The following is a 25426-nucleotide window of genomic DNA, read 5'->3' on the forward strand; positions in this document are numbered from 1 at the left end:
GACCGCACGAGCCGAGGGACGGCCGAACGTGAGGCGTGCACACCGAGACGCTCTGTCACTTCCCGATCTGCTGACGTACGCGGCGCGCAGCCATCCGCACCGCACCGCCCTGACCGACGGGGCCCGCGTGCTCGACTACCGCGCGCTCGACACGGTCGCCGACCACGTCGGAGCGGCCCTGAACGCCGAGGGCGTCGGCCGCGGTGACCGCGTGGCCGTCCTCGGGGCACGGGACGCCCGGGTGTGCGCCCTGCTGTACGGCGTGCTCCGCTCCGGCGCCGCGGCGGTGCTGGCCGATCCGGACTGGAGCGGGGCGGACCTTCGCCGCCGCCTGGACGCCGTCGCGGTCGGACGCGCACTGACCCCCGACCCGGCTCTCAGGGCACCGGGCGCGCGCCCGACCGACGTCGTCGACGTCGACGCGGCGGCCGCGACCGCCCCCGCCCGCGTACCGGGAGGGAACCCGGCCGCCCCGGAACTGGCGGGGGAGCCGGCCTACCTGTCGTTCACGTCGGGGTCGAGCGGGGAGCCCAAGGCCGTGTCGGTCAGCCACGCCAACGCCGTGCACTACGCGGGGTCGCTGCGGTCCCGGCTCGGTTACGGCGACTCCGACGCGCCGTGCGTCGGGCACGTCACCACCTTCGCGGCCGACCTCGGGCACACGGCCTGGCTCCTGGCACTGGCCACCGGCGGGTCGGTGCACGTCGTACCGGACCAGGTGACGCGGGACCCCCAGGCCTTCTGGGCGGCGCTGCGCCGCGCCGGCGTGTCGGTCCTGAAAACGACCCCGTCGCACATGGCGGCGCTGTTGGACGGACGCCCCCAGGACGGGCCGGTCCTGGACACCCTCCTGCTCGGCGGCGAGGCGCTGCCGCGTTCCCTCGCCGCCGCCCTCCTCGCCGGGGGAGGTGCCGCGCGCAGGGTCGTCAACCACTACGGGCCGACCGAGGCGACCATCGGCGCGACCTGCTTCCTCGCCTCCTCCGGAACCGACCTGCCCGAGGACGAGCCGACCGTCCCCGTCGGGACCGCGCTCGGCGACGTGCGGCTGCACCTGGTGGACGCGGACGGCAGGCCGGTCCGCGACGGTGCGCAGGGCGAACTGCTCATCGCCGGCAGCGGTGTCACCGGCGGCTACGTCGGACGCCCTGAGGAGACCGCCCGCCGTTTCGTCGACCACGGCGGGGAGCGTGCGTACCGGACGGGGGACGTGTGCCGACGTCGGCCCGGGGGAGACCTCGTGTTCGTGGGCCGGACCGACCGCGAGACGAAGATCCGGGGCTTTCGCGTCGACCCGGTCGAGGTCGAACGGGTGATGGAGGAGTTCCCCGCTGTCGGGCGGGCCGCGGTGATCGTGCGGGAGACACCGGCGGGCCGCCAGCTCATGGCGGTGGTGTCCACGCGCAACCGCCACCACGGACCCGTCCGGTCCGGGGACGGGTCCCACGCCGCGCACGGCGACGGCTCCGCAGCGCTCCGCGCCCACCTGCGCGACCGTCTGCCCGAGTACGCCGTGCCGCACCCGATCCTCGCACTGCCGTCCCTGCCGACCGGGCCCAACGGCAAGCTCGACCGCGAGCGCCTCACCGCGATCGTGGACGAGACCGTCGAGCGCAGGGCACGGCGGTCGGACACCGGCCCGGCCGAGGCGCACGGCGGCGCCCGGCGGCCGGTGGCCGAGGCGATCGCGCGGCTGTGGGCGGGCGCGCTCGGGCTGCCGTCCGTGGATCCGCACGCCGACGTGCGCGCCCTCGGCGGGGACTCGATCCTGGCGATGCGCACCATCGCGTTCCTGCGCCGTTGCGGTCACCGCGTCACGTTCGACGACTTCTACCAGCACCCCACGCCGGCGCTCCTGGCCGCCGCGGTCCGCGACGGGAAGGACGACACGGCACCCCCGCCAGCGGCCCCGGCCGGTGCGGACGGCCGGTCCGTGCGGCTCGCCCCGGCCCAGCGCTGGCTGCTCCGCCAGCGGCTCGACGACCCCCGTCACTGGAACCAGTCCGTCCTCCTGCGCTGCGGCACCGCGGTGGACGGGGCGGCGCTGGCCGCCGCGGTCCGCGACCTTCTGCGGCGCCACCCGGCGCTGCGCCGACCGGTCGGCCCGTTCGGCGCCGGTGAGCCCCGGCCCGAGGAGGACGTGGACGCGGTGAGCTTCTCCCGCCTTCCGGTCCGTCCGGAGCTGGTGGCGCAGACCGTGGACGGCCTGTGCACCGAGCTCCACCGGAGTCTCGACCCGGCCTCGGGGCGCCTGCTCCGCGCGCACCTGTTCACCGCTCCCGCGGGGGTGGGCGACCGGCTCGCGGTCATCGTGCACCACCTGGCCGTCGACGGTCTGTCCTGGCGCATCCTGCTGGAGGACCTGGCCCACGCCTACCGGGCGGCGCTGCAGGGCCAAAGCACCGCAGCCGGACCCAGGGCCGACTTCTACGCGTGGGCCCGCGCCGCCGCGCCGGAACCGCCCGGTGCGGTGCCGTCGGCCCTCCCGCCGCCTCCACCCGACCGGGCCACCCGCGCGGGAACGGCGCCGACGGCCCTCACCTGGGCACTAGGCGAGGACGTCACCGCCCGGCTCGTCGCCCGGCACGGGCGGTCGCAGCGTCTTGAGGCGCTGCTGCTGTCGGCGCTGGCGGACGCGGTGCCCGACCGGATCGCGGGCCCCCGGCTCGACGTCGAGGTGGAGACCCACGGCCGGGACACCAGCGGTGCGGGCGCCGTGTACACGGACACCGTCGGGTGGTTCACGGCGGTGCGGCGGGTGAGCGTCGACCGTCCCGGTCCGGACACCGGCTCCGCCCCGGACGCGGAACACGACGCGGACACCCCGAAGCGGTCGCCGAACGCCACGGCGCCCGACGACCGGATCGGGGAGGTCGCCCGGCTGGTCCGCGCGGCCCCTGAGCTGCCCATGGACACCGGTGGCGTCCGGCCCGTGATCGGCTTCAACTTCCTGGGGACCTTCCAGCTCCCCGACTGCCCGGAGTTGGACTGGTCCGTGGCCCGGGAACAGGCGGGCACGGCGCGCTGCCCCAGCGGCGATCCGCTCTACCTGGCGCGGCTCACCGCTCGCATCGTGGAGGGACGGCTGGTCACCGACCTCGTGTACGCGTGTCCCGGCCTGTCCCACCAGGAGGCCGCCGACGTCATGGGCGACTTCGGGCGGACCGTCGCGGCCGGAGCCGGGGCCGCGCCGCCGCCGCACACACGATCGCCGGTGTCGACCTCCGGCCACCTCCTGCACACCGGGCACGTCCGCGCGGACGAGGGCGACGCCGCCGCGCCACCCGCCGCGAGGATCCGGACACTCCGCGAGCCCACCCGGGTGCTGCTCACCGGCTCCACCGGTTTCGTGGGCCGACACCTGCTGTCCGCGTTCGCCGCACGGGGCGCGCACGTGACCTGCCTGGTCCGCGGCGAGCGCGACGTCGACGCGGCCCGGCACCCGGACCTCCCCCGGGGAGGTGTCGACGTGGTCTCCGGTGACATCAACCGCGAGGGTCTCGGGCTCGGGGAGGCCGGACTGGCGCGGGCCCGAGGCGTCCACCTCGTCGTCCACGCCGCGGCGGACGTGCGCCTGGTGGCGCCGCCCGCCGAACTCGAACGGACCAACCACGACGCGGTACGGCGGCTCCTGTCGTGGATCGACGCCGAGACGGAGGGGGCGCGCCTGCACCACGTGTCCACCCTCGCGGTCTGCGGTGCGGTCGAGGGGCCGAGCCGACGCTTCAGCGAAGCCGACCTGCGGATCGGCCAGACCTTCCGGACCCCCTACGAGAGGGCGAAGTTCGCGGCGGAGGAGACCGTCCGTTCCTGGATCGCGTCCGGACGCCAGGGTTACGTCCACCGCAGCGGCCACGTGGCGGCGCACAGCCGGACGGGCGCCTTCCAGGACAACGTCGCGGACAACCGCGTCTACCAACTCGTCCGCGGGTACGTGATGGCCGGCGCGGCGCCGAGACGGCCCTCGGTGACCTTCGCCTTCTCCCACGTCGACACCGTGGCCGCGGGGATCGCGGAGATCGCGACGCATCCGCACGCGGCGCCCGGCACCTACCACGTCGAGAGCCCCCACGAGGTTCCCCACGACCTGCTCGTGGAGTGGATCGCCCGGCACGGCCACCCGGTCGAACTGACCGATGACCGCGCGTTCGCCGCGGCCCTCGCCGAGGCCGGGCGCCACCACCCCACGGAGGCCGGGCTGGCCTCGGCGTGGACCCAGATGGAGGAGCGCAACGTCGAGATCGACAGCTCCTACACCGTCTCCGTGCTCGACCGCCTCGGGGTGCGGTTCACCGCGCCGACCCCCGGATGGTGGTCGACGGCCCTGGAGTGGGCCACCGCCGAGGGTTTCCTCCCCCCGACCGCCGTCTCCGAAGGGGTGTTCTGACCACAGGACCGACCCACGACCGCGCCCACGAAGGGAACGAGCCACGCATGTCCGACGAGACCATGACCGACAGCGGGTGGAACACCGAGGACCTGGAGTCCCGGCGGGAGCGGTGGTCCCTCTCCCTCAGCGACGAGGAGCGGGCCCTGGTGCGGGCGGACGTCCGGAAGGGGGTGTGGAGCACCGCCGAGCCGGTCCGTGCGAAGCTCGACGCCTTCGTGCGCGCGAGCAGCCGGGACACCGGTTTCGCGCTGGTCCGCAACCTCACCGACCCGTCCGACGCCCAACACGAGTCCGAGTCGGTCCTGAGGTTCCTCACGGCCGGGTTCGGTGAGATCATCCCCCAGAACGCCGACGGCGACCTGGTCCAGGTGCTGCGTGACAGGGACGGGGACGGGGCCACGGAACTGGGGTTCCACTGCGACACCTGCGACGTGCTGGTCCTGTTGTGCCTCCAACCCGCCGTGCTGGGCGGCGGGTTCACCAAGCTCGCCAGCGCCAAGACCATCCGGGACACCGTCGCCGCCGAGCGCCCCGACATCCTCGCCGTGCTGGAGCAGGACTGGTACTTCGACCGCACCGGCCGAGCCGGTCCGCAGGTCATCGTCTCCCCGATCCTCTTCACGCAGAAGGACGGGGCCACGGGCTGCTATTACCAGACGCGCACGGTCCGCACCTCACCCGAACGGGGAGGTCCCCCGCTGAGCGACCGCCAGTGGGAGGCCCTGGACGTCCTGGACGAGGTCCTGTACCGGCCCGAGATCGCCTTCTCCCTGCTGCTGGAGGCAGGCGATCTCCTGCTCATCCGCAACAGCCGGGTGCTGCACGGGCGCTCCGCCTACGTCGACGTCCCGCCGCCGCGCTCCCGCCGCGTGATGCGCGCCTGGATGCGATCGGAGGTCCTGTGAACAGCCGCGCCGGGTCGGCCGTCGTCACCGGCGGCGGCAGCGGGCTCGGCCGCGCCTGCGCGCTCGCCCTGGTCGCGGGCGGGTGGTCGGTGACCGTGGCCGGACGCCGTGAGGAGGCCCTGGCGGAGACGGTCGGCCTCGCGGGGACCGGTGCGCACCGGATGGCCGCCGTACCGACGGACATCAGCAGGCCCGACGAGGTCGTCGCCCTCTTCGCGGCCGCGTGCGACCGCTTCGGCCGGGTGGACCTGTTGGTCAACAACGCCGGCGCGGCCGTTGCGCGCACGCCCGTCGAGGACGTGGCGCTGGAGGACTGGACCCGGATCATGGACACCACCGTGACCGGGACGTTCCTGTGCGCCCGTGAGGCCTTCCGCGTGATGCGGGGGCAGTCGCCGCGGGGCGGGCGGATCATCAACAACGGTGCTCCTTCCGCGCACGTGCCGCGTCCCCACTCCATCGCCTACACCGCGGCCAAGCACGCCGTTCTGGGGATGACCCGTGCGCTGTCGTTGGACGGGCGCCGACACGGCATCGCCTGCGGTCAGATCGACGTCGGAAACGTGGCTCCGGTGGACGGTGCGGCCCAACCCGCCGCGATGCAGGCCGACGGGACGATGGCCGTGGAGCCGACGATCCCCGTGGAGCGGTTCACCGAGGCGGTCCTGCTCATGGCGTCGATGCCGCTGGACGCCAACGTCCAGTCCCTCACCGTGCTGCCGTCGGCGATGCCGTTCGTGGGCCGGGGGTGAACCGTGCTCGTCAGCTCGCGGTCCTTCGAGGAGTACCGGGCGATGTTCGCGCTGACGGAGGCGGACCTGGACCTGCGCGTCCTGGACTGCCCCGGCGGGGCCGCGAGCTTCGTGGCGGGCGCGGTGGCCCGGGGCACGGACGCGGTCGCCGTGGACCCCCGGTACGGGCCGGGGCGTGACGCGCTGGGCGCGATGGTCCTGCGCGAGATCGCGTACAAGCGGGCCGACCTGGAGGAGAACGCGTCGCGGTTCGTCTGGGGGTGGTTCAGCGGCCCGGAGGACCACGCACGTCACCGAACCGAGTCCGCGCGGACCTTCGCCGCCGACCTGCGGGCACGACCGGAGCGCTACGTCGAGGGCTCGCTGCCCCGCCTGCCCTTCGCCGACCGCTCCTTCGACCTCGTCCTGAGTTCCCACCTGCTCTTCTCCTACGGGGCGACCCTGGGGGAGGGGTTCCACCGGAGCGCTCTCGTGGAGCTGGTCCGGGTGGCCGACCGGCAGGTGCGCCTGTTCCCCGTGCTGCTCCACACCAGTGATCGGCGGTACACGGCACTCGACAGGACGCGTGCGTGGTTGGAGGGCCTGGGGGTCGCCACACGGCTGGAACGCGTGGGCTACGAGTTCCAACGCGGAGGCGACCAGATGCTCGTCCTGGAATGCGCGGACCGCGGGGCGTTGCCCTCCCTCCGGGACGGTGCGGCCGACGTGGACCCCGTGCGGTGGCGTCACCTCGGGGAGGGGCGGGGCCGGCCGGGAAGGGGGTCCGACCGGGGGCCGTAGATCCGGGCGGACTCCCGTCGGGTCCCGGTGCCGACCGCAGCCCACGGCCGCGTCCACGCGACCACCGAGCGGATGGGGCCCGCCTGCGCGGGCACCGGAGCGGGGGCCAGCGCCCGGAGCGGCAGGTTCCCCTGTCGCCCACGCCCCGCAGGCGACGCGGTGAGCGCCCGGGAGGTTCGCCGCGACAGCCCCCGGCCCCCGGAAGCCAGGGGTCGGACGCCTCGCGCGCCGGGGCGGGAGAGGCCGGGACGGCGTGGTCCCGTCGGCAGCGGGGCGGGGCCGCCCAGGGGAGGGCGCGAGGTGGGGGGAGCGCGGGATCCACCCGCCGCCTGCTATAACAGTCGTTATAATCCAAGGCCCCCACCGCCGACACGGAGGCGTCCATGCACCGTCACCACCCCGCCCGCGATGCCACCGTGCGGGAACTCCTGTTCCTCCGCTCCGGGGTGCTGGAGTGGGGTGAACGCCCTGCTCCGGACCTGCGGGAGGGGACCGACGCGATCGTGCGCCCGTTCCTGGCCGGGCGCTGCGACGGTGACACCCTGCCGATCCACCGGCCCGTGTCCCGCGCCATGTGGGCGGGGATGGCCCTGGGCGCCGTCGACCCGGTGGTGGGCTCGATCTGCGGCAGGGTCCCCTTCCAGGGGCCGTTCGCCCTCGGCCACGAATGCGTCGCCGAGGTCCTGGAAACGGGACCGGACGTGCGCGGGGTGCGGCCGGGTGACCGCGTCATCGTCCCCTGGTCGGTCTCCTGCGGCACCTGCGAGCGGTGCCGGCGCGGCCTGACCTCCAAGTGCTCCACCACCGCCCGCTCCACCCTCGCCGCCTACGGATTCGGCCCCGCCAGCGGCCAGTGGGGCGGGATGGTCACCGACGCCTTCCGGGTGCCCTTCGCCGACCACATGCTCGTGCCCGTCCCCGACGGCGTCCCCTCGGCACGCGTGGCCGCGGCCAGCGACAACCTCGCCGACGCCTGGCGCACGGTCGCCGGGCCGCTGGCCGAACGGCCCGCCGGGACGGTGCTCGTCCTGGGCGGGGGAGCCAAGAGCATCGGGTTGTACGCCGCCGGGCTCGCCGTCGCCCTGGGCGCGTCCGAGGTCGACTACGTCGACGACGACCCCGATCGACGCGCCATCGCCGCGTCCTTCGGCGCCCGGACCCGCCCGCTGAACGATCCCGGCACCAGACCCCGCCGGGGCGGCTACGACGTGGCGGTGGAGGCCACCTCGGGAGCCCGGGGCCTGCGGCGTGCCGTGCGGGCACTGGCCCCGGGCGGCGTGTGCACGGCGGTGGGCTACTACGTGGCCCCGGCCACCCGGGTGCCGCTCATGCGGATGTACGCCACCGACGCCACCCTGCGCCTGGGGGTCTCCCACCCCCGCGCGGTGCTGGAGGAGCTGCTCGGCTTCGTGGCGCGCACCGGGTTCGAGGCCGAACGGGTCACCACGGTGACCGCGGACTGGGACCAGGCTCCCCGGGCCTACGCCCGCAGGACCACCAAGGTCGTCCTGCGGCGTGATCCGGTCCTGGCCACCGAACCCGCCGGATAGGCCACCGGTGCCGCCCCGCCCCGGTGGGGCGGCACCGGGTCAGCGCGTCTCGGGCAGGAGGTCGCCCCGCACGAAGACGGGCTTGAGGTGGCGCCCGGGCAGAGCCTGGGGCAGGTCCTCCCAGTCCAGGACATGGGAGACCACGCGCTCGGGGTTCACCGTGCCCGAGGCCGCCAGCGACAGGGCGTCGGGGATGTGGCCGCGGACGTTGTCGCGGGCGATCCTCAGGGTGACGCCGGTCAGGTACATGTCCAGCAGCGGTAGCCCGCCCGGCCGGAAGTGGTTGCCGGCGCTCTCGCAGATCCCCTCGGGCGCCAGGCTCCTGAGGGCGGCTTCCAGCTGGTCGACGCGGCCGGTCGCCTCCACCGCGATGTCGAACCCGTGGCGGACCGGCTCCGGGGTCTGGACGGTGCGGGCGCCGAAGCTCTCGGCGATCGCGCGGTGGCCGGGGTCGGGGTCCGCGTACAGGACGTCCCCGGCTCCCAGCGCGCGGGCGATGTCGCACACGTACAGGCCGATGCTGCCGCGCGCCACCACCAGGACCCGCGCCCCCGGCCGGGCCTTCAGGTGCGGGGCGACCAGGCGCCAGGCCAGTGACCAGTTGTCGCTGGCCGAGGCCATGGCCACCGGGTCCAGGCCCGCGGGCAGGGGGACGAGCATGGCGTCGGCCCAGGGCACACGGACCAGGTCCGAGAACAGGCCGCCCCAGGATCCGCCGATCGGGGCCCCGTACATGGCCATGTGCGGCACGGAGGCGCAGTGGGCGGTGAGGCCGGACCGGCACGGGGCGCAGGCGCCGCAGCTGATCGACCAGGGCACCACCACCAGATCACCGGGGGCCGCCCCGGTCACCGCGTCGCCGACGTCCACGACCCGGGCCACGCACTCGTGCCCGAGGGGGAAGGGCGGGTCGACGAAGCCGTGCCCGGCCAGGATCGCCGAGTCCACGTCGCAGGAGGTCGCCGCGACGGGGGCCACGATCGCCCCCAGGTCGGAGTCGAGCACGGGGTCGGGGGACTCGCGCCACTCCACCGCCCGCCGTCCGGTGTAGGTCAGCTCACGCACCGCTCCGCTCCCCGTCTTCCCCGTTCCGCGCGCCGCCCGCCATGGCGACCAGGTCGGCGAGGCGGATGACGGACCCTCCCGCTCCCCACGTGCCGTCGGGCTGTTCGTGGATCAGCACCCACACGCGCAGGGCCTGGTCCCGCGCCAGGTCCGCGGCCTCCAGCACGACGCGGGTCGCGTCCTGGACCAGGCCGGCCCTGCGCCGGTCCGAGAGCGCGCCCTCGGGCACGGTCACGTCGACCAGGAACCGCGGGTCCTCGTCCTCCGCGGTGGTCTGGGCTCCCGCGGGGAGTTCGTCGAGGTGGCTCCACGCCTGGGCGCGGAAGAACGCCGTGTCGGGAGCCCCCTCCCAGCGCAACAGCACCTCGGCCAGATCGCGCCGGACGCTCGCGCGCCCCGGCTCGGTCAACGCCCCCGAAGGGCAGGTCAGTCGGATCATGGGCATGCCGCGTCCTCTCTCACCGGTCACAACGCGCTTATGACAGTCGTTATAAGCGAAGATGGGAGTAGACTATAACGACTGTCATGACGAAGTGAGTCGAGGGGTTGCCCACGTGAGCGAGAACGAGCTCTCCGCGCGCGAACGGATCGTGGTCGGTGCTGCCGACATGCTCGGCCGACGCGGACTGAACGCCACGAGCATCCGTGAGACGGCCAAGCACGCCGGCGCGCCGCTCGGCTCGACCTACCACTACTTCCCCGGCGGGAAGGGGCAGTTGGCCGCCGAGGCCGTGCGCTTCGCCGGGGACACGGTCGCCGCGGGCCTGCGGCGTGCGCTGCGGAAGGGGCCGGCGGCCGGGCTGCGCGCCTACCTCGACCTGTGGCGCGCGGTCATCGTCGACAACGACTACCGCGTGGGGTGCCCGGTCCTGGCGGTGGCCATCGAGGAGCCCCAGACCGAGGAGCGGCCCGCGGCCCTGGAGGCGGCGGCCGAGGTCTTCGACACCTGGCAGGGCCTGTTGTCGGCCTCGTTGCGCGAGCACGGGACGCCGCCGGAGCAGGCCGCGCGGCTGGCCGCGCTCGCCGTCGCCGCGGTGGAGGGCGCCGTCGCGATGTGCCGCGCCCAGCGCTCCACGGCCTCCCTGGACGCCGTGGAGGTACAGCTGGATGCCCTCATCCGGGCCGCGACGGAGTAAGGAGCCGCGGGCACCCCGGCGGGGTCGTCGCGGCCGCCGGAGAGCGCCCGGCGGGAACCTCCCGCCGAACCGGTGTCCCCCGTGCCCGTCCGGGCGGTGCGCGGCGCACCGCCCGGACGGGGGCGGTCACAGTTCGGCCTGGCCGTAGGGCAGCAGCCGCACCGGGCCCAGCAGTCCGTGGTCCTGTCGGGACACGTCGCCGTAGACGTCGGGGCGGAACACCCGCATGCGGTTGATCAGGGTGGTGGCCACCTCGACCCGGATCGTGTTGGTGCCGCCGCGCAGCCAGGGGCCGACGTCGACCACGGTGTCCTGCTGGTCGCAGGGCGGCAGGTCCGTGTCGTTGACCGTGACGCGGAAGGTGTCGCTCAACCGGCCCAGGTCCAGGAGGGCGCCGTGTCCTCCGGTCCACCCCTCGCCCAGGTCGACGGTGGTGGTGTAGCGGCCGATACCGGAGGTGTCGGCCAGTCCCTCGATCTCCCGCCAGGGGACGAGGGAGGACAGGGAGCGCTCGTGCAGGACGACCTCGGTGTCGGTGGTCGACCCTCCGGGCCGCCAGTCCTCCACCTCCAGTTCCCAGGAGGTCAGGTCGACCGGGTCGCCGACGGAGCCGACGGTCGTGGCGGCGGTGCTCCCGTCGGAGAGGGCGGTGGTGTAGGTGCCAGCGGAGGAGGCCCGCACCACGGCCCTTCCGCCCTCCACACGCACCTCGTCGGCGTCGGTGCTGTCCACACGCAGCTTCTTCAGCCGCCCCGGCGGCATCCTGCGCCCCGGATCGCCGTGGCCCGCCGTCCACGAGGGCGGGGCGAGGGCGATCACCGTCGAGGCCCCCGGAGCCAGGCGCACGCCGACGTCGACGGTTCCGTCGCCGCGCGTGTGCTCGGGCAGGGGGGTGATCCGTCCGCTCCACAGGTCCAGAGCGAAGGGATAGGCGTGGTCGATGTCGGCGGGGAGGGTGACCCGGTGGTCCACGGTCTCGGAGTCGGAACTGTTGGTGAGGTAGTACAGCTCCAGCCCGTCGCCCCGGCGCCGCGCGTGCAGCAGCGGGGACTCCTGGGCGTAGGAGACGGCGGGCCGCGCGTCCAGCGCCGCGAGACCGTCGGGTATGTCCTCGCGGGTGTCGACCCGGTGCACGCCGGGTTCGGCGAGCAGTTCCGCCATGGTCCGGGTCAGCTCCTCCGCCGAGCTCTGGTCGCTCCCCGGTTCCTGCGGGGCGCTCCAGTCGCCGACGACGAGGATCCTCAACCCCGACCGCGCGTACTCCACCATCCGCCGGGCGGTGTCCAGCTCCATGGTGGGGAGCCGTCCGCTGAACGCGTCCCCCTCGAAGACCAGCAGGCTGTAGGCGGGCCCCTCGGGGGCCAGCCGGCCCCCCTCCACCCGCGGTTCGGTGATGCGCAGCAGGCGGGGACTGACGAACTGGTGCGTCCAGCCCCGGCGTACCCCCTCGTGGCTGAAGTAGGCGGCCCCGAAGCCCGATCCGGCGTAGCCCTTCTGGCGGAGGAAGGCCACGTCGACCGTGGAGGTACCCGTCTGGAGGGTGTGCTGGGCCCGCGCGAGGAAGCCGGAGACGTCGGACACGTGCTGCCAGGTGGGGTGGCGCGGTCCCCAGGACTCGCTGTAACCGACCCCGCCGCCGTAGGGGGTGAAGGCCGCGAACCCCGGCCACTGTGCTCCGGGCGCGTCGGCGTAGGAGAATCCGTGCAGGACCGCCATGTTCACGCCTGCGGCGTACTCGCGCGCGATGGTGCGCACGGTCCGGTCCCACGTGGTGCTGTAGGAGCCGCCGTAGACCGCGCCGGCCTCGCTGCTGAGCACCTTCTTGCCGCCCAGATCACGCCCTCCGGCCAGGGAACGGAAGTCGTCGAGGTTCTTGAAACCCAGGGACTCGCCCTCGGCGGTGTCGACGACGGCGGCCTTGGCCACGGCGTCGGTCTGCAGGCCGTAGGGCTGGATCCGGTAGCCCATCCCGAGCCCGTGCGCCCACTCCTGGAGGGGAGTGATGTGGTGGTCGATGTAGAGCTGGGAGAGCAGGTCGTTGAAGTCGTTCAGCACCCGGCGGTCGGTGTCGGGGTCGAAGGAGAAGACCTGGTCCTCGTCCACACGCACCAGGACCGGCAGGTAGGGCAGCGGGTCGTAGCCGTGGTGGGCCTCGAAGGCGGCGGGCAGGCCGTGCGTCCACAGGGTCGCGTCGGTCTCCATCTCGATGGAGTCCTCGAAGACCGCGCCGCCCGCGGGCCCCCGGAGCAGGGAGCGGATCCGGGAGGTGAGGACGTTCTCCTCCCAGAAGTCGATGACCGCCTGGGCTCCGGCGCGGCCGAAGTGGTCGACCACGTAGGAGATCGGTTCGGTGTGCGGTCCGCCCTCGGGGCGCTGGCCCGAACCGCGCTCCCAGTAGGCGATGAGGGCCCAGGTGGAGCCGTCCCCCTCGCCCGGGGCGGTCCAGGTCAGCTCCTGGTCCCGCACCGACGCGGTCAGGTCCCGCAGGGTGTCGGCGCTCAGGGCGGTGCGCCTGTCCTCGGGAGAGGCGCCCTCGGCCAGGCGTACCGCCTGCACGGCGAGGAGTGCGCGCGACTCGACCCCGTGCCCCGGCTCCGCCACGGGGTCGGGCAGGGCGCCCGAGGTCTCCTCACCGGAGGCGAGGTAGCGCACGCCGTGGGCGAGTTCGCGTACGGCGGCCCCGTCCTGCGGGGTGAGGGTGGGCACCGCGGCGGGCCAGGACGGGCCGATGGTCATGTCGACGACGATCCCGCGCTCCTCGGCCCGGGACAGGGCCGCCTCCACGGCCCGGCGCCAGGGCCCGGTGCCCCAACCGTGCCCCTCGGGGTCGAGCGACTCCGAGGAGCTGTGGTGGACGTCGGCCACCTCCATGCCGCCGAACCCGGCGTCGGCGGCCTGGTCGATCTCGCGTGCCACCTCCTGCGGGTCGACCAGGCCGTGCGGCCACCACCAGCGGAACTTGGCCCGGGTCGTGGCCGCCGGAGCTTCGAAGCCGCTGGTGAAGGCCTGCGGGGCCGCTGCGGCCGAGGGTGTACCGAGGACGGTCGGCAGGGTCGCGGCCGTGCCCGCGGCGGCGCTCAGCCCCAGGAACAGGCGGCGTGTGGTGGTGAGGCCGGAGGAGGACGGGTCTTCCGCGGGCGGTGGTGTGTGGCGGGGCATGGGGGTTTCCTTCCTGCGCTCGCTGGAGCAGGGCGCGGCGGAGGGGGCAGGGGGAGGTCGTGCGCGCACACGGAGGGCAGGCCGGAGAGCGGCCTTAAAACGTTTCAATGAAGTTTCCATCAGATCGCCCCGATGGTCAATGGTTGTGCGGGGAAACTTCACCCCCCTTGTTGGAAGGCCGTTGTGTCCACGGCTGTTGTCGGGCATGCGGGATCCGGGAGGGGGGTCGGTGTTATGAGAACGTTTCACTCGCGTGGGTTTCGCCGGTCTGTCGCCCGCACCCGTAGGGGTGCCGACCCCACCGCACCGCGGCATGATCGACCCGGCCGGCCCGCCTTCGACGTACCGGCCGGTGGGAGTGCTAGGACGATTCCCGCAACGGCCAGACCTCGACCACGCCCTGTGCGACCGCGCACGGGGTCTTCGACACGAGTTGGACGGCTTCCTCGACGCTCGCGGCCTCGATGATCCCGAACCCGGCCACCGGGAGGGTCGAGGACATGAAGGGGCCGCGCTCGACCGCCGTGCCGGCTCCGTCGTGGTTGCTCACCTGTACGGGTGAGCCGGCGATACCCAGAACAGCTCCCGCCTCACGTAGGCGGGCGTCATGCGCGTGCGCCTCGTCCCGTACAGCCGCGTCGGTGCGGTCGTAGCCGTCCTGGTCTCCGTACCCGATAATCACGAATTTCGCCACAACAGGACCTTCCTCTCATACGTGCGGAGTGCTCACCGGTACCGCCCACCGACCGTACCCACACCCATCGTCGCGCCGTAGGGGAAATACGCCTTGACAAGCCGCGCGGACGTCCTCTCGCGGCCGTCGTACCGGCCCGTTGTCGAAGGCAGTGTTTTCTGCCCTGTTCAAGGCCTTCGTCAACCCGGCCTGACACGCATCGGCCACACCTGGGAACTCGTCCGCGAACACCGGAACTCCGTCGAATTCCGCAAGGAGAACCTTCCGCACGGATTCCGGGACATCATGCCCCTGACTCACGTGCCCAGATAGACGAGCACGGCCAGGACCCGCCGGTTGTCCTGCGGTGCGACCGGCAGGTTGAGTTTCGCGAAGATTCCGCTGATGTTCTTCGCCACCGCCGCTTCGGTGATCACCAGTTCTCCGGCGATCGCCGCGTTCGAGCGCCCCCGTGCCATCAGTCCCAGGACCTGCCTTTCCCGGGGGGACAGCCGGTCCAGGACCGACCGGTTGCGCTGGCGCTCCAGCAGCCCCCGCACCACCTCGGGGTCGATGACCGTTCCGCCCGCAGCCACCTGCTCCAGCGTGCCGATCAGTTCGTCGACCTCTCCGACACGGTCCTTGAGCAGGTAGCCGATACCGGACGTCGCGCTGTTCAGCAGTTCGGTCGCGGTGCCCCGGATGACGTACTGCGACAGGACGAGGATGCCCACGCCCGGACGGGTGCGGGTGATGTCGAGTGCCGCGCGCAACCCGTCGTCGCTGTTGTCGGGCGGCTCCGCGCCGCACCGCGGTGATGACCCGAGAGATCGTGCCCCAGGTCCGGCTCTCGTACCCACGCCGGCGATCAGGAGCCCCGGCCTCCCGGGACCGGTGCCGGGAGGCCGCTTCCTTCCTGCGCGGTCCCGTCCCTCACCCCGGTGTCCGCCCCCGCGCGTCCGGTGTCGTGCGGGGGGCCGTGTGCTTCCTCCTGCCGCGCCGCGTGCTCAGTTCGTAGACCGCCACCGACAGCAGCCACACCGCGGTGAGCGGGATGACGAACCACAGCATCGCGGCGCTGAAGGGCCGCAGGGCCGCGTGTCCGGTGGCCTCCAGGGCCAGGTAGGTGAGGTAGGCGGCGTAGAACCCGACGAGCAGCGCGCCCTCCCAGCGCTCCACCTCGAACCTGGTCAGGGCGATCGGCAGCAGGACCAGGGCCACCGCCGTCATGATCGGCAGGTCGAACCGCACGGCCGTCGGCGCGACGGCGATCCCCACGGGCGACACGACGGCGGTCAGCCCGAGCACCGCGCCGATGTTGAACACGTTGCTGCCCACGATGTTGCCCACCGCCATGTCGCGCTCGCCGCGCACCACCGCGACCACAGCGGTCACCAGCTCGGGCAGCGACGTACCGATCGCGACCACGGTCAGTCCGATGAGCAGGTCGCTCACCCCCAGCGCCGTCGCGATCGCGCTGGCCCCGTACACCAGCAGCCGCGCCCCCGCCACCAGCAGACCCGCGCCCAGGACCACGAGCACCACGTCCACCAGAACGCGCCTGGTCCGCGTGGTGCCGCGGACCGGGCCGTGCGCACCGGGTCCGGTGCCGTCGGCGTCCGCCCGCACGGAGGAGCCCGGACCGCCCGTCGCCCGCCGCCGGGAGACGATCACCGTGACGGTGACGTAGACCACCAGGATCACGAACAGCGCGGCGCCCTCGAAACGGCTCAGGTTCCCGTCCAGGGCCATCAGGAGCACCACCACGGACAACGCCGCCATCACCGGGATGTCGGCGCGCACGACCTGCGAGTGCGCGGCCAGGGGAACGAACAGCGCCGACGTGCCGAGCACCAACAGGATGTTGGCGATGTTGCTGCCCACGACGTTGCCCACGGCCAGGCCCGGGTACCCGGAGAGCGCGGCGTCGGTACTGACCGCCAGTTCGGGTGCCGACGTCGTGAACGACACCACGGTCAGCCCCACGACCAGCGAGGACATCCCCAGACTCCGCGCCAGGGAGCTGGCGCCCCGTACGAGTGTCTCGCCTCCGGCCACCAACAGGACGAACCCCGCCACCAGAGCGAGAACCACCAGTGCGTTCACTCGAACCCTTCGATCATCCGCCGTGCCGCGCTCGGCATGCCCGTCCGCTGCGGGGTTTCGCCATGCAGACTACTCGGTTCCTCCCCGCCCGGACCGTACCGAGCCTGCCGTGGCCGAGGTGGCGGTGCCCGGGTCGCGTGCCGGGTGGCGCGGGTGCCGCACCCGGCGAGGTACCGGCGCCCGCAATCAGCGGCCGCCCCCGGCCAGAGCCCTGGCCTGGTAGCGCCTCGTTCCCACGGCCAGACCGACCGAGAACACCGGTCCCACGACGGTGATCCCGGCCCCCGCCACCACGGCCCACCCCCATGAGTAGTCAGCTGTGTAGGCAGTGGGTCTGCTGGCCCCGGTGTCCAGACGCACGTCGTCGATGGGCGGCGGTAGGGGATCGCCCGAACCGACGCGCATCGCGTCCCTCAGGTCCACGCCCCGGCGGGTGATCGTCCCGTCATCACTGGTGAACGTTCCCTCCAGGGAGCAGCTGCCCCTACCGCACGTCTTGTCGGTGGCGGTGAACGTGCCCACCGGGCCGTCGGCCAGGGCGTCGCGCCCGGAGAGGCCGTCGGCGGCGAGGAACAGGCCGATGGTGACGGTGAACACGGGGATGACGACGATCATCGTCCAGACGAAGATCCTGCTGACGCAACCCATGGGTTTCGGGGGAGTGGGGGTTGTGGAGTTCATGCTGCTGGGACGGTGCGATCCGCGCGGTGGTTCCCCGCGCGGACGTCTCCGGGACGGGGACGGCGGGCTCGCGTGTCCGAGGGCCGCGCAGCGCCCCCGGAGGGAGTCGGGGCCGCCGCCCCCACCTGACCGCGGTTCCTACGGAGTGCCGAACGCCGAGTCGAAGGCGGCCTCCGGCGGATCGAAGGCGTTGGCCCGGACGAAGTCCACCGCCTCGGCGGCACCCGCCAGGCGGTCCATCCCGGCGTCCTCCCACTCGACCGAGACCGGCCCCTCGTAGCCGATCGCGTTCAGGGTCCGGAAGCAGTCCTCCCACGGGACGTCGCCGTGCCCGGTGGACACGAAGTCCCATCCGCGCCGCGGGTCCCCCCACGGCAGGTGCGAGCCCAACCTCCCGTTGCGGCCGTTGCCCACCCGTTTGCGGGTGTCCTTGCAGTCCACGTGGTAGATCCGGTCCCGGAAGTCCCACAGGAACCCCACCGGGTCGATGTCCTGCCACAGCATGTGGCTGGGATCCCAGTTCAGCCCGAACGCGGGGCGGTGCCCCACCGCCTCCAGCGCCCGCTGGGTGGACCAGTAGTCGTAGGCGATCTCCGACGGGTGCACCTCGTGCGCGAAGCGCACCCCCACCTCGTCGAACACGTCCAGGATCGGGTTCCAGCGGTCGGCGAAGTCCCGGTAGCCGGCCTCGATCACGTCCGCGCCCACCGGCGGGAACATCGCCACGTACTTCCAGATCGCCGAACCGGTGAAGCCCACCACCGTCGACACGCCCAGTCTGGCCGCCGCCCGGGCCGTCGTGCGCATCTCCTCGGCCGCCCTGCGCCGCACCCCCTCGGGCTCGCCGTCGCCCCACACCCGCGCGGGCAGGATGTCGCGGTGGCGGTGGTCGACGGGGTCGTCGCAGACCGCCTGGCCGAGCAGGTGGTTGGAGATCGCCCACACGCCGAGCCCGTGGCGCCCGAGCGTGTCCAGGCGGTCCTTCACGTACTCGTCGTCCTCGGCGGCGCGGGTGACGTCCAGGTGGTCGCCCCAGCAGGCGATCTCCAGGCCGTCGTAGCCCCACGCGGCCGCCAGGGAGCACAGTTCCTCGAAGGGCAGGTCGGCCCACTGGCCGGTGAACAGGGTGACGGGTCGCGGCATTCTCGCTACCTCCGTGCGGGGATGGGGAGTCGGTCGGTACGGGCGGTTTCGGTGCCGGGCCTCAGCGCACGGCGCCTCCCTCCGCGGCGCGCGGGCCGGTGGGCAGGGAGCGGAGGAAGGCGAGACCGTCGACGGCGATCGCGTCCTGGCTCTCGGCCAGCGGCCGCCACACCGAGGCGGCGGTGGCGATAGCCGCGTTGTCGGCGGTGAACGACTCGATGACCAGCGGCCCCCGGTACCCGGACCGGTCCAGGGCGGCGGTGATGGCGGGCCAGTCCAGGTGGTCGGCGCCGGGGGTGCCCCGGTCGTTGGCGCACACCTGCACGTGTCTGGTCCTGCTCCCGGCCCGGTCGATCGCGGCGGCCACGTCGCGTTCCTCGATGTTGAGGTGGTACACGTCCAGGGCCAGCCCGCAGTGTTCCTCCGGCAGGTCGGCCAGGGCCGCCAGGGCCTGGTCCACGGTGTTGAGCACGCTGGTCTCGTACCGGTTGAGCGGTTCGACGGCGACCTGGACCCCCGCCGCGGCGGCGTGGTCGACCACGGGGGCCAGCCCCTCGGTCAGCTCGGCGCGCATCCCCGCGCGCTCCCGCGCGGACATCCGCCAGGTCCGCCCGACCGAGGCGTAGGCGGGTCCGGCGATCACGGGGGAACCGACCGCGGCCGCCGCGTCCACGACCGCCCTGAGGTAGTCCCGGGTGGCCGACCGGGTGGCGGGGGTGGTCGCGACCAGTTCCCGTCCCGGAGCCATGACCAGCACCACGGTGGCGGCCAGGCCCAGCCCGTCCAGGAGGCGCCGGGCACGCCGGGGGTCCCAGTCACCGACCCGTTCCACCGGCAGTTCGATCGCGTCGAACCCCCACCCGGCCACGCGGGGCGCGATCCGCTCCAGCGCGGCGTCGGTCAGCGGCGACGTCCACACCCAGGTGTTGACCCCCAGCGCCCGCACCTACCGCTCCTCCCACGCCTCGGGGAAGCCCGGCAGATCCTCGCCGCCGAACTTGGCGTAGTGCAGGGACGGCATGTCCGCGTTGCGGTCCAGGAAGTCCCGCAGGTCGTCCTCGCGGATGGGCTCCTGCGGCAGGATCCACTCGGCGGGGACCTCCTCACCGGCCAGGATCATGCTCGCCGCCAGGACCGGGGTGCGCCACTGGAAGTTGGAGTAGACCGGTGCGATCGCGGTGATGTCCTCCTCGTCCCACTTGCGCAGGAAACTCAGCTCGTCCTCGCCCGTCATGACCGGATAGGGCTGTCCGGCGTCCTCGAACGCCTCCAGGGCGGCGACCGCGCCGTCCCCGGCGTCCATCCAGATGCCGTCCACCGGGCCGCGCTGCAGGTGCTGGGAGACCAGGTCCTTGATCTGGGCGCCGTCGCCGCCGGTGAACTCGTGGCCGATCACCTCCAGTCCGCTCTCGCCGAAGACGGCCTGAGCGGCGGCCCAGCGGTGTTCCAGCACGTCGACGCCGGGCAGGATACGCAGCGCCAGCACGGTCGAACCGGGCTCCAGGTTCTCCACGAGGAACTCGGCTGCGTCGGCGCCGTAGGCGTAGCCGCCGATCGGGTGGATGAAGGTCACCATGCAGTCGGTGTTGACGCCCCGGTCGAACACGATGACGGGGACGCCGCTCTCACAGGCGGTCTCCACGGCCGGGGTCAGGGTGGCGGTGGTGGACGGCGAGACGATGATCGCGTCGCAGTCGCCGGAGTCCACGAACGCCTGGATGTCGGAGATCTGCTGGTTGTCGTCGTCGGCGGCGTCCGACACCCGGAAGTCGCCGATCCGGCCCTCCGCCCGGAGCGCCTCCGCCTGCTGCTCCATGGTGATGAACCCGGTGACCCGCCAGGGGTTGGACACCGAGGCGTTGGAGAAGCACACGGTGGCCTCGCCCGGGTCGTCGAGGGCGAACGCGGAGGTGTCGGTCCACTCGGGGGCGATCGCCTGGAGCCAGGGCTCGTCCGGGGAGCCCTCGGGGGTGAGGGAGCGTTGGGCGAGCTGGGCGTCGAACTCCGCCTGGTCGAACCACTCTCCGTCCGGGACCAGGTCGGACCCGTCGGGGGTGTCGGTCGTGCACGCCGTCAGGACCAGGGTCAGGCCGGCGGCACCGGCCAGCAGCACGTGGGGGACGCGCATGGGTGTGTTACCTCCTCGCAGTGCCGAGCTGCCGCTCGGTCGGGTGGTCGGGGCGCCGCCGCGGGCGCCCCGGTGTTCTCGGGCCGCCGCGGTGCGAGGCGTAGGCCACCGCGGCGATGATGATGAGTCCCTGTGCCGTCGGCTGGAGCGTCGATGGCAGGTACAGCTGGTTGAACAGGGTGAACAGGGCCTCGACGGTGAGCGCGCCGAGCGCGGCGGCGGCCACGGTGCCGCGCCCGCCGCCCAGCACCACTCCGCCGAGCACCACGGCGGTGATCGCGGTGAACTCCAGGCCCTGGCCGACCTGCGCGGTCACCCCGGCGAACCCGCCGATCAGGACCGCCGCCAGGGTGGCCAGCAGGGAGGAGGACACGAACGCCAGTGTGCGCACGCGCCACACCCGCACCCCGGAGAACGCGGCGGCGGTGTCGTTGTCGCCGGTCGCCAGCAGCGACCGGCCGTGGGGGGAACGCATCACCAGTACCCCGGCGGCCACGACCGCGACGGCGATCAGCAGCGCCCAGGGGATCTGGTGGAGCACGGGTACGCCGTCGATCCCGCCCCGGCCGGGGACGCGGAAGGCCTCCGACAGCGCGCCGGTGGGGGCACCGCCGGTCCAGTACCGCACCGCGCCGAACAGGATCAGCATCGTGCCGAGGGTGGTGATGATCGACGGCACTCTCAGCACGCTGGTGACCAGCCCGTTGACCAGGCCGACCACCAGTCCGAAGGCGGCCATGAGCCCCAGGACCGGCCAGGTCATGGCCTCGTCCCCGTCGATGAGCCGGGCCGCGATCACGACCTGCGCCCCCACCAGCGATCCGACCGACAGGTCGAACTCGCCGGAGACGATCACCAGGTACTGGCCGACGGCGAGGACGACCAGCGGTGCGGCCTGCTTGCCGAACGCCATCAGCGGCGGCCCCTCGAAGAACGACGGGTTCCGGGCGGCGATGACCAGGAAGACCAGCGCCAGCACCAGTGCCACCGTCGCCGTGCCGCCCCGGAAGGGGGCGCGCAGCACGGTGCGCAGCGGTGACGGGGCCGTGCGGGCGGGGGAGCCGGAGGAACCGCGGGAGCCGGGACCGCCGGGGGCTCCGGGGGAGGTGGAGGGGGTCAACGCGGGCCTCCCAGGGGTTCGGGCTCCCCGGCCGGAGGGGAGGGTGGCGGGGGCGAGGGCGTCGATCCGGACGGGAAGCGCACCCGCGCCGGCGCCCGTGCGTGCCGGCCGCGGGCGTACACGGCGACGGCGGCGACGAGGACCGCGCCGCGCAGCACGTCCTTGACGAACGGGTCGACCGCCAGGGCGTTGAACACCGTGTCGAGGGTGGCCAGGACGAACACGCCCGCGATCGTTCCGGCGACGCCGCCGCGTCCGCCCAGCAGGTAGGTTCCGCCCAGGACGACCGCCGCGATCGCCTCCAGTTCGTAGCCGTTGCCGTACACCAGGGCGCTGCCGGCGCCGAAGCGCGCGGCCAGCAGCAGCCCGGCCACCCCGGCGGTGACCGAGCACAACACGTGCGCGGTGACCACAGGGACCCCGGCGCGGATGCCCGACAGCCGGGCGACCTCGACATCACCGCCCACGGCGTACATGTGGTAGCCCGTGCGGGTGCGCCGCAGGAACACCACGGCGGCGACCGCCAGGACGAGCATCACCAGTGTGGAGACGGGCAGCACGCCGATCCTGGTGTGGCCGAAGGTCTGGAACGCGGCGGGCACCGCCCCGGCCGGGCCCTGGAAGTTCGTGTCCAGATAGCCCTTGACCACCAGACCCGTGCCCAGGGTCGTGATGAAGGGGTTGACCCGCAGCCGGGTGACCACGAGGCCGTTGGCCAGGCCGACCAGCGCGGCGGTGCCCAGCGCCGCGCCCACTCCGAGCGGGATTCTGGCGGGGTCCCCGGCCATCGTCGTGGCCGCGACCACCGTGCACAGGGCGGCGACGTAGCCCACCGACAGGTCCAGGGACCGGCACAGGATGACGAGCGTCTGTCCGACGGCCAGGAAGCCGAGCAGGCTGCTGCGGGTGAACAGGTCGACCGTGTTGGCGGTGGTGAGGAGGGTGGCGCCCCGGGCGGCGAAGTAGGCCGCGCTGACGGCCAGGAGGGCGGCCAGGGCCAGGTAGACCGGACCGGTGGTCCCCGTCCGGGCGCCCAGGCCGCGGATGGTGGCGATGAGGGCGCTCACGGTGCGGCCTCCTCGCGACGGGTCGGATCGGGGCGGGTCCGGCCGCGGCCGTCCGGCGGAGGGCGGTCCGGGTCGCGAACGGTGGGTTCGGGGTGGGCCGACACGTGTCGGGCCGAACCCGTGGCCATGGCCATGACGGCCTCCTCACTGGAGCCACCGGGCAGTTCACCGGCTGTTCGGCCGTCGTCGAGCACCACCAGGCGGTCAGCCATCCCGAGTAGTTCGGGTAGCTCGGAGGAGATCAGCACGATCGCCACACCGTCGGCGGCCAGTTCGCGCATCAGCCGGTAGACGGCCTGCCTGGCGCCCACGTCGATGCCGCGCGTGGGCTCGTCCATCACCATCACGCCCGGTTCGGCGGCCAGCCACTTGGCCAGCACCACCTTCTGCTGATTGCCTCCGGACAGGTACCGCACCTCCTGCCGCCCGCCGCCGCGGGCGACCAGCTCCAGGGAGGACAGCAGACCGGGCAGCCGCCGGGCCCGCGCGCGTGAGCCGAACGGGAAGACGGCGTCCAGGGCCAGCCGACCGTTGGCCAGCACCGACTGGTGCATCGCCAACCCCTGGGCCTTGCGGTCCTCGGTGACCAGCACCAGTCCCGCGCGTACCGCCTGGCGCGGGGAGCGCGGGTCGACCGCGCGCCCGTCGACGCGGACCTCGCCCCGGGTGAACCGGTCCACCCCGAACAGGGCGTGCGCCACCTCGGTGCGGCCGCTGCCCTGGAGCCCCGCCAGGCCGAGGATCTCGCCGCCGCGCACCTCGAACCCGATCCCGTCCACCCGGGTGTTGCCGCCGCCGGTCACCGACAGCCGCACCCGGCCGACGTGCTCGCCGCGCGGCTCCAGGGGGGCGGGGAAGACCGCCGACACCGGGCGGCCGACCATCGCGCGGACCAGTGCGTCGGGGCCGGTTGCTCGCCTGGGGAAGGTGCCTACCGGGCGGCCGTCCTTGAGCACGGTGATCGTCTCGGCCAGGTCGAAGACCTCCTTGAGCCGGTGCGACACGTACAGCACGGCCACGCCCCGGTCGAGGAGGCGGCCGATGATCCGGTAGAGCACCCCCACCTCGTGGTCGGCCAGCGCGGCGGTGGGCTCGTCCATCGAGATGACGCGGGCGTCCAGGGAGAGCGCCTTGACGATCTCCACGATCTGCTGCTCGGCCACCGACAGAGTCCGCACCCTGCGCCCCGGTGCGATACCCTCCAGCCCCAGGGCGGCGAGGAGTGCGGCGGTCGCCCGCTCCATGGCGCGGCCGTCCACCAGGCCGCGGCGGCGGATCTCGCGGCCGAGGAAGACGTTCTCGGCGACGGTGCGCTCCGGGAGCAGGTTGAACTCCTGGAAGACCGTGGCGACCCCGGCCCGCTGTGCCTGGAGGGGGTGCGCGAAGGAGACCTCCTCGCCCGCCAGCTCGATCGTGCCGCCGTCGGCGCGGTGCACCCCGGCCAGCACCTTCATCAGGGTGGACTTCCCGGCTCCGTTCTCGCCGACCAGGGCGTGCAGCTCACCGGCGCGCAGTTCCAGGTCGACACCGTGCAGTACGCGCACGCCCAGGAAGGACTTGGTGACGCCGCGCGTGCGCAGCAGGGGCGGTGTGCTCATCCCCCGTCCACCTCCGGGACCTCGACCCATCGGCGCCCGCGCGCGGAGGCGAGTACGGCCTCGGCCAGGACGGCGGCGCGCAGTCCGTCGGTGAAGTCGGGCAGGCCCTCGGGCGGCCGCCCGGCGATGGCCGCCCCGGTGTCGGCGACCAGGGCGTTGAAGCAGTCCTGGTAGCCCTGCGGGTGCCCGACCGGAACGGTGACCAGCCGAGCGGCGTCGGTGCTGAGTTCGGGGTCGTCCCGGCAGATCAGGCCGGTGCGGCCGCGTGACCCGGCCCACAGGGTCTCCGGGCGCTCCTGGTCGAAGACGAGCGACCCCTCGGTCCCCGACACCTCCAGCACCAGTCGGTTCTTGCGGCCGGGGGAGACCTGGCTGATCACGGCGGTGCCGATCGCGCCGCCCGCGGTGGAGAACTGGAAGGAGGCCAGGTCCTCGGTGGTGACCGGGCGCGTGTCCCGGCCGCGCGTGTCGCTGATCCGGGCGGTCTGGGCGCTGACCGCCGTGATGCGGTCGCCGGTGACGAACTCCAGCATGTCGCACCAGTGCGAGCCGATGTCGCCGAAGGCCCGGGTGGGGCCGCCCGTCTCGGGGTCCACCCGCCAGTCGTCGTCCTCGGGGCGGAGCAGCCAGTCCTGGAGGTAGCCGCCGTGCGCCAGGCTGATCCGGCCGATGCGGCCCGAGGCCACCTGGGCGCGGGCCTCGCGGGCCATGGGGTGGAAGCGGTAGACGAAGGGGACCACCGCGACCCGGTCGGCCTCCCCGGCGGCCCGGACGAGTCCACGAGCGGACGCGGCATCGGTGGCCAGGGGTTTCTCGCAGACGACGTGTTTGCCGGCGGTCAGCGCCGCCAGGCTCAGGGACGCGTGCAGGTGGTTGGGGGTGCACACGTGGACGACGTCCACGTCGGGGCTGTGGATGAGGTCGAGGGCGTCGGCGGTGGCGCGGTCCACGCCGTGGGCGTCCCGGAAGCGTTCGGCCTTGGCGTGGGAGGAGCCCGCCACCCCCACGACCCGGCCCCCCGCGGCTCGGACGGCGTGGGTGTGGACGCGCCCCATGAAGCCGGTGCCGATCACGGCGGCCCGGTAGGCCGTGGCGGGCGCGGGATCGACCACTTCTCCCGGGCTTGTGACCTTTCTCACTGACATGGGGGTTACCGTACGGCGGACTTCTGTC

General features: G+C 73.6%; 20 protein-coding genes. 6 read left to right on the plus strand and 14 right to left on the minus strand.

The features are described 5' to 3' along the window. Nucleotides 1–28: 28 nt before the first annotated feature. The 5 genes from ACTVAJ_RS24975 to ACTVAJ_RS24995 all read left to right on the plus strand — a co-directional run bounded on the left by ACTVAJ_RS24975 (nucleotide 29) and on the right by ACTVAJ_RS24995 (nucleotide 8377). The gene (locus ACTVAJ_RS24975; protein ID WP_470390700.1) at nucleotides 29–4387 is read left to right on the plus strand and encodes an AMP-binding protein; all 4359 of its coding nucleotides are present in this window, start codon (nucleotides 29–31) and stop codon (nucleotides 4385–4387) included. Nucleotides 4388–4434: 47 nt separating this feature from the next. Then, nucleotides 4435–5295, plus strand: coding sequence for a TauD/TfdA family dioxygenase (locus ACTVAJ_RS24980; RefSeq protein ID WP_470390701.1), 861 nt, complete (start codon nucleotides 4435–4437; stop codon nucleotides 5293–5295). Continuing rightward, nucleotides 5292–6047, plus strand: a complete 756-nt coding sequence (locus ACTVAJ_RS24985) for an SDR family oxidoreductase (RefSeq protein ID WP_470390702.1) — start codon at nucleotides 5292–5294, stop codon at nucleotides 6045–6047. Before ACTVAJ_RS24980 ends, ACTVAJ_RS24985 begins: the two co-directional genes overlap by 4 nt. 3 nt (nucleotides 6048–6050) lie before the next feature. Continuing rightward, entirely contained in the window at nucleotides 6051–6827 is a 777-nt protein-coding gene (locus tag ACTVAJ_RS24990) for a methyltransferase domain-containing protein (protein WP_470390703.1), read from the plus strand. Nucleotides 6828–7210: 383 nt separating this feature from the next. Next, a complete protein-coding gene (locus tag ACTVAJ_RS24995; RefSeq protein ID WP_470390704.1) occupies nucleotides 7211–8377 on the plus strand; it encodes a zinc-dependent alcohol dehydrogenase in 1167 nt (388 codons plus the stop codon). Between the two features lie 39 nt (nucleotides 8378–8416). On the opposite strand, the gene ACTVAJ_RS25000 is transcribed toward ACTVAJ_RS24995, so the two are convergent. Both ACTVAJ_RS25000 and ACTVAJ_RS25005 read right to left on the minus strand, forming a co-directional pair. Next, entirely contained in the window at nucleotides 8417–9442 is a 1026-nt protein-coding gene (locus ACTVAJ_RS25000) for a zinc-dependent alcohol dehydrogenase (protein ID WP_470390705.1), read from the minus strand. Then, nucleotides 9435–9887: a tautomerase family protein gene (locus ACTVAJ_RS25005; RefSeq protein WP_470390706.1), complete on the minus strand. Its 453-nt coding sequence runs from the start codon at nucleotides 9885–9887 to the stop codon at nucleotides 9435–9437. The genes ACTVAJ_RS25000 and ACTVAJ_RS25005 overlap by 8 nt, the downstream gene beginning before the upstream one ends. Before the next feature lie 109 nt (nucleotides 9888–9996). On the opposite strand from ACTVAJ_RS25005, the gene ACTVAJ_RS25010 reads away from it, so the two are divergent. Next, nucleotides 9997–10578, plus strand: coding sequence for a TetR/AcrR family transcriptional regulator (locus ACTVAJ_RS25010; protein WP_470390707.1), 582 nt, complete (start codon nucleotides 9997–9999; stop codon nucleotides 10576–10578). A 126-nt stretch (nucleotides 10579–10704) separates the two neighbouring features. On the opposite strand, the gene ACTVAJ_RS25015 is transcribed toward ACTVAJ_RS25010, so the two are convergent. From ACTVAJ_RS25015 to ACTVAJ_RS25070, 12 genes are all read right to left on the minus strand, one after another. Beyond that, on the minus strand, nucleotides 10705–13737 hold the full coding sequence (locus ACTVAJ_RS25015) for a glycosyl hydrolase (protein ID WP_470390708.1): 3033 nt from the start codon (nucleotides 13735–13737) through the stop codon (nucleotides 10705–10707). A gap of 361 nt (nucleotides 13738–14098) precedes the next feature. After that, nucleotides 14099–14431 carry a YciI family protein gene (locus ACTVAJ_RS25020; protein WP_470390709.1) on the minus strand — a complete coding sequence of 111 codons (333 nt, stop codon included), beginning with the start codon at nucleotides 14429–14431 and terminating at the stop codon, nucleotides 14099–14101. A 296-nt stretch (nucleotides 14432–14727) separates the two neighbouring features. Beyond that, on the minus strand, nucleotides 14728–15183 hold the full coding sequence (locus ACTVAJ_RS25025) for a LuxR C-terminal-related transcriptional regulator (RefSeq protein WP_470390710.1): 456 nt from the start codon (nucleotides 15181–15183) through the stop codon (nucleotides 14728–14730). A gap of 160 nt (nucleotides 15184–15343) precedes the next feature. Continuing rightward, nucleotides 15344–16516 carry a calcium/sodium antiporter gene (locus ACTVAJ_RS25030; RefSeq protein WP_470390711.1) on the minus strand — a complete coding sequence of 391 codons (1173 nt, stop codon included), beginning with the start codon at nucleotides 16514–16516 and terminating at the stop codon, nucleotides 15344–15346. 186 nt (nucleotides 16517–16702) lie between these two features. Further along, the gene (locus tag ACTVAJ_RS25035; protein ID WP_470390712.1) at nucleotides 16703–17197 is read right to left on the minus strand and encodes a hypothetical protein; all 495 of its coding nucleotides are present in this window, start codon (nucleotides 17195–17197) and stop codon (nucleotides 16703–16705) included. A 138-nt stretch (nucleotides 17198–17335) separates the two neighbouring features. Beyond that, nucleotides 17336–18340, minus strand: a complete 1005-nt coding sequence (locus ACTVAJ_RS25040) for a sugar phosphate isomerase/epimerase family protein (protein ID WP_470390713.1) — start codon at nucleotides 18338–18340, stop codon at nucleotides 17336–17338. A gap of 61 nt (nucleotides 18341–18401) precedes the next feature. Continuing rightward, nucleotides 18402–19286: a sugar phosphate isomerase/epimerase family protein gene (locus ACTVAJ_RS25045; RefSeq protein WP_470390714.1), complete on the minus strand. Its 885-nt coding sequence runs from the start codon at nucleotides 19284–19286 to the stop codon at nucleotides 18402–18404. Then, the gene (locus ACTVAJ_RS25050) at nucleotides 19287–20468 is read right to left on the minus strand and encodes a substrate-binding domain-containing protein (protein ID WP_470390715.1); all 1182 of its coding nucleotides are present in this window, start codon (nucleotides 20466–20468) and stop codon (nucleotides 19287–19289) included. Between the two features lie 7 nt (nucleotides 20469–20475). Continuing rightward, complete coding sequence (locus ACTVAJ_RS25055; RefSeq protein WP_470390746.1) at nucleotides 20476–21501, minus strand: ABC transporter permease; 1026 nt, start codon at nucleotides 21499–21501, stop codon at nucleotides 20476–20478. 83 nt (nucleotides 21502–21584) lie between these two features. After that, entirely contained in the window at nucleotides 21585–22655 is a 1071-nt protein-coding gene (locus ACTVAJ_RS25060) for an ABC transporter permease (RefSeq protein WP_470390716.1), read from the minus strand. After that, nucleotides 22652–24253 (minus strand): sugar ABC transporter ATP-binding protein, encoded by a 1602-nt coding sequence (locus tag ACTVAJ_RS25065; RefSeq protein WP_470390717.1) that lies wholly within the window; start codon nucleotides 24251–24253, stop codon nucleotides 22652–22654. The genes ACTVAJ_RS25060 and ACTVAJ_RS25065 overlap by 4 nt, the downstream gene beginning before the upstream one ends. After that, complete coding sequence (locus ACTVAJ_RS25070) at nucleotides 24250–25392, minus strand: Gfo/Idh/MocA family protein (RefSeq protein WP_470390747.1); 1143 nt, start codon at nucleotides 25390–25392, stop codon at nucleotides 24250–24252. Before ACTVAJ_RS25070 ends, ACTVAJ_RS25065 begins: the two co-directional genes overlap by 4 nt. Nucleotides 25393–25426: the final 34 nt, after the last annotated feature.

The sequence above is a fragment of the Nocardiopsis sp. KDC1DS13DA1 genome (genome assembly GCF_055632325.1).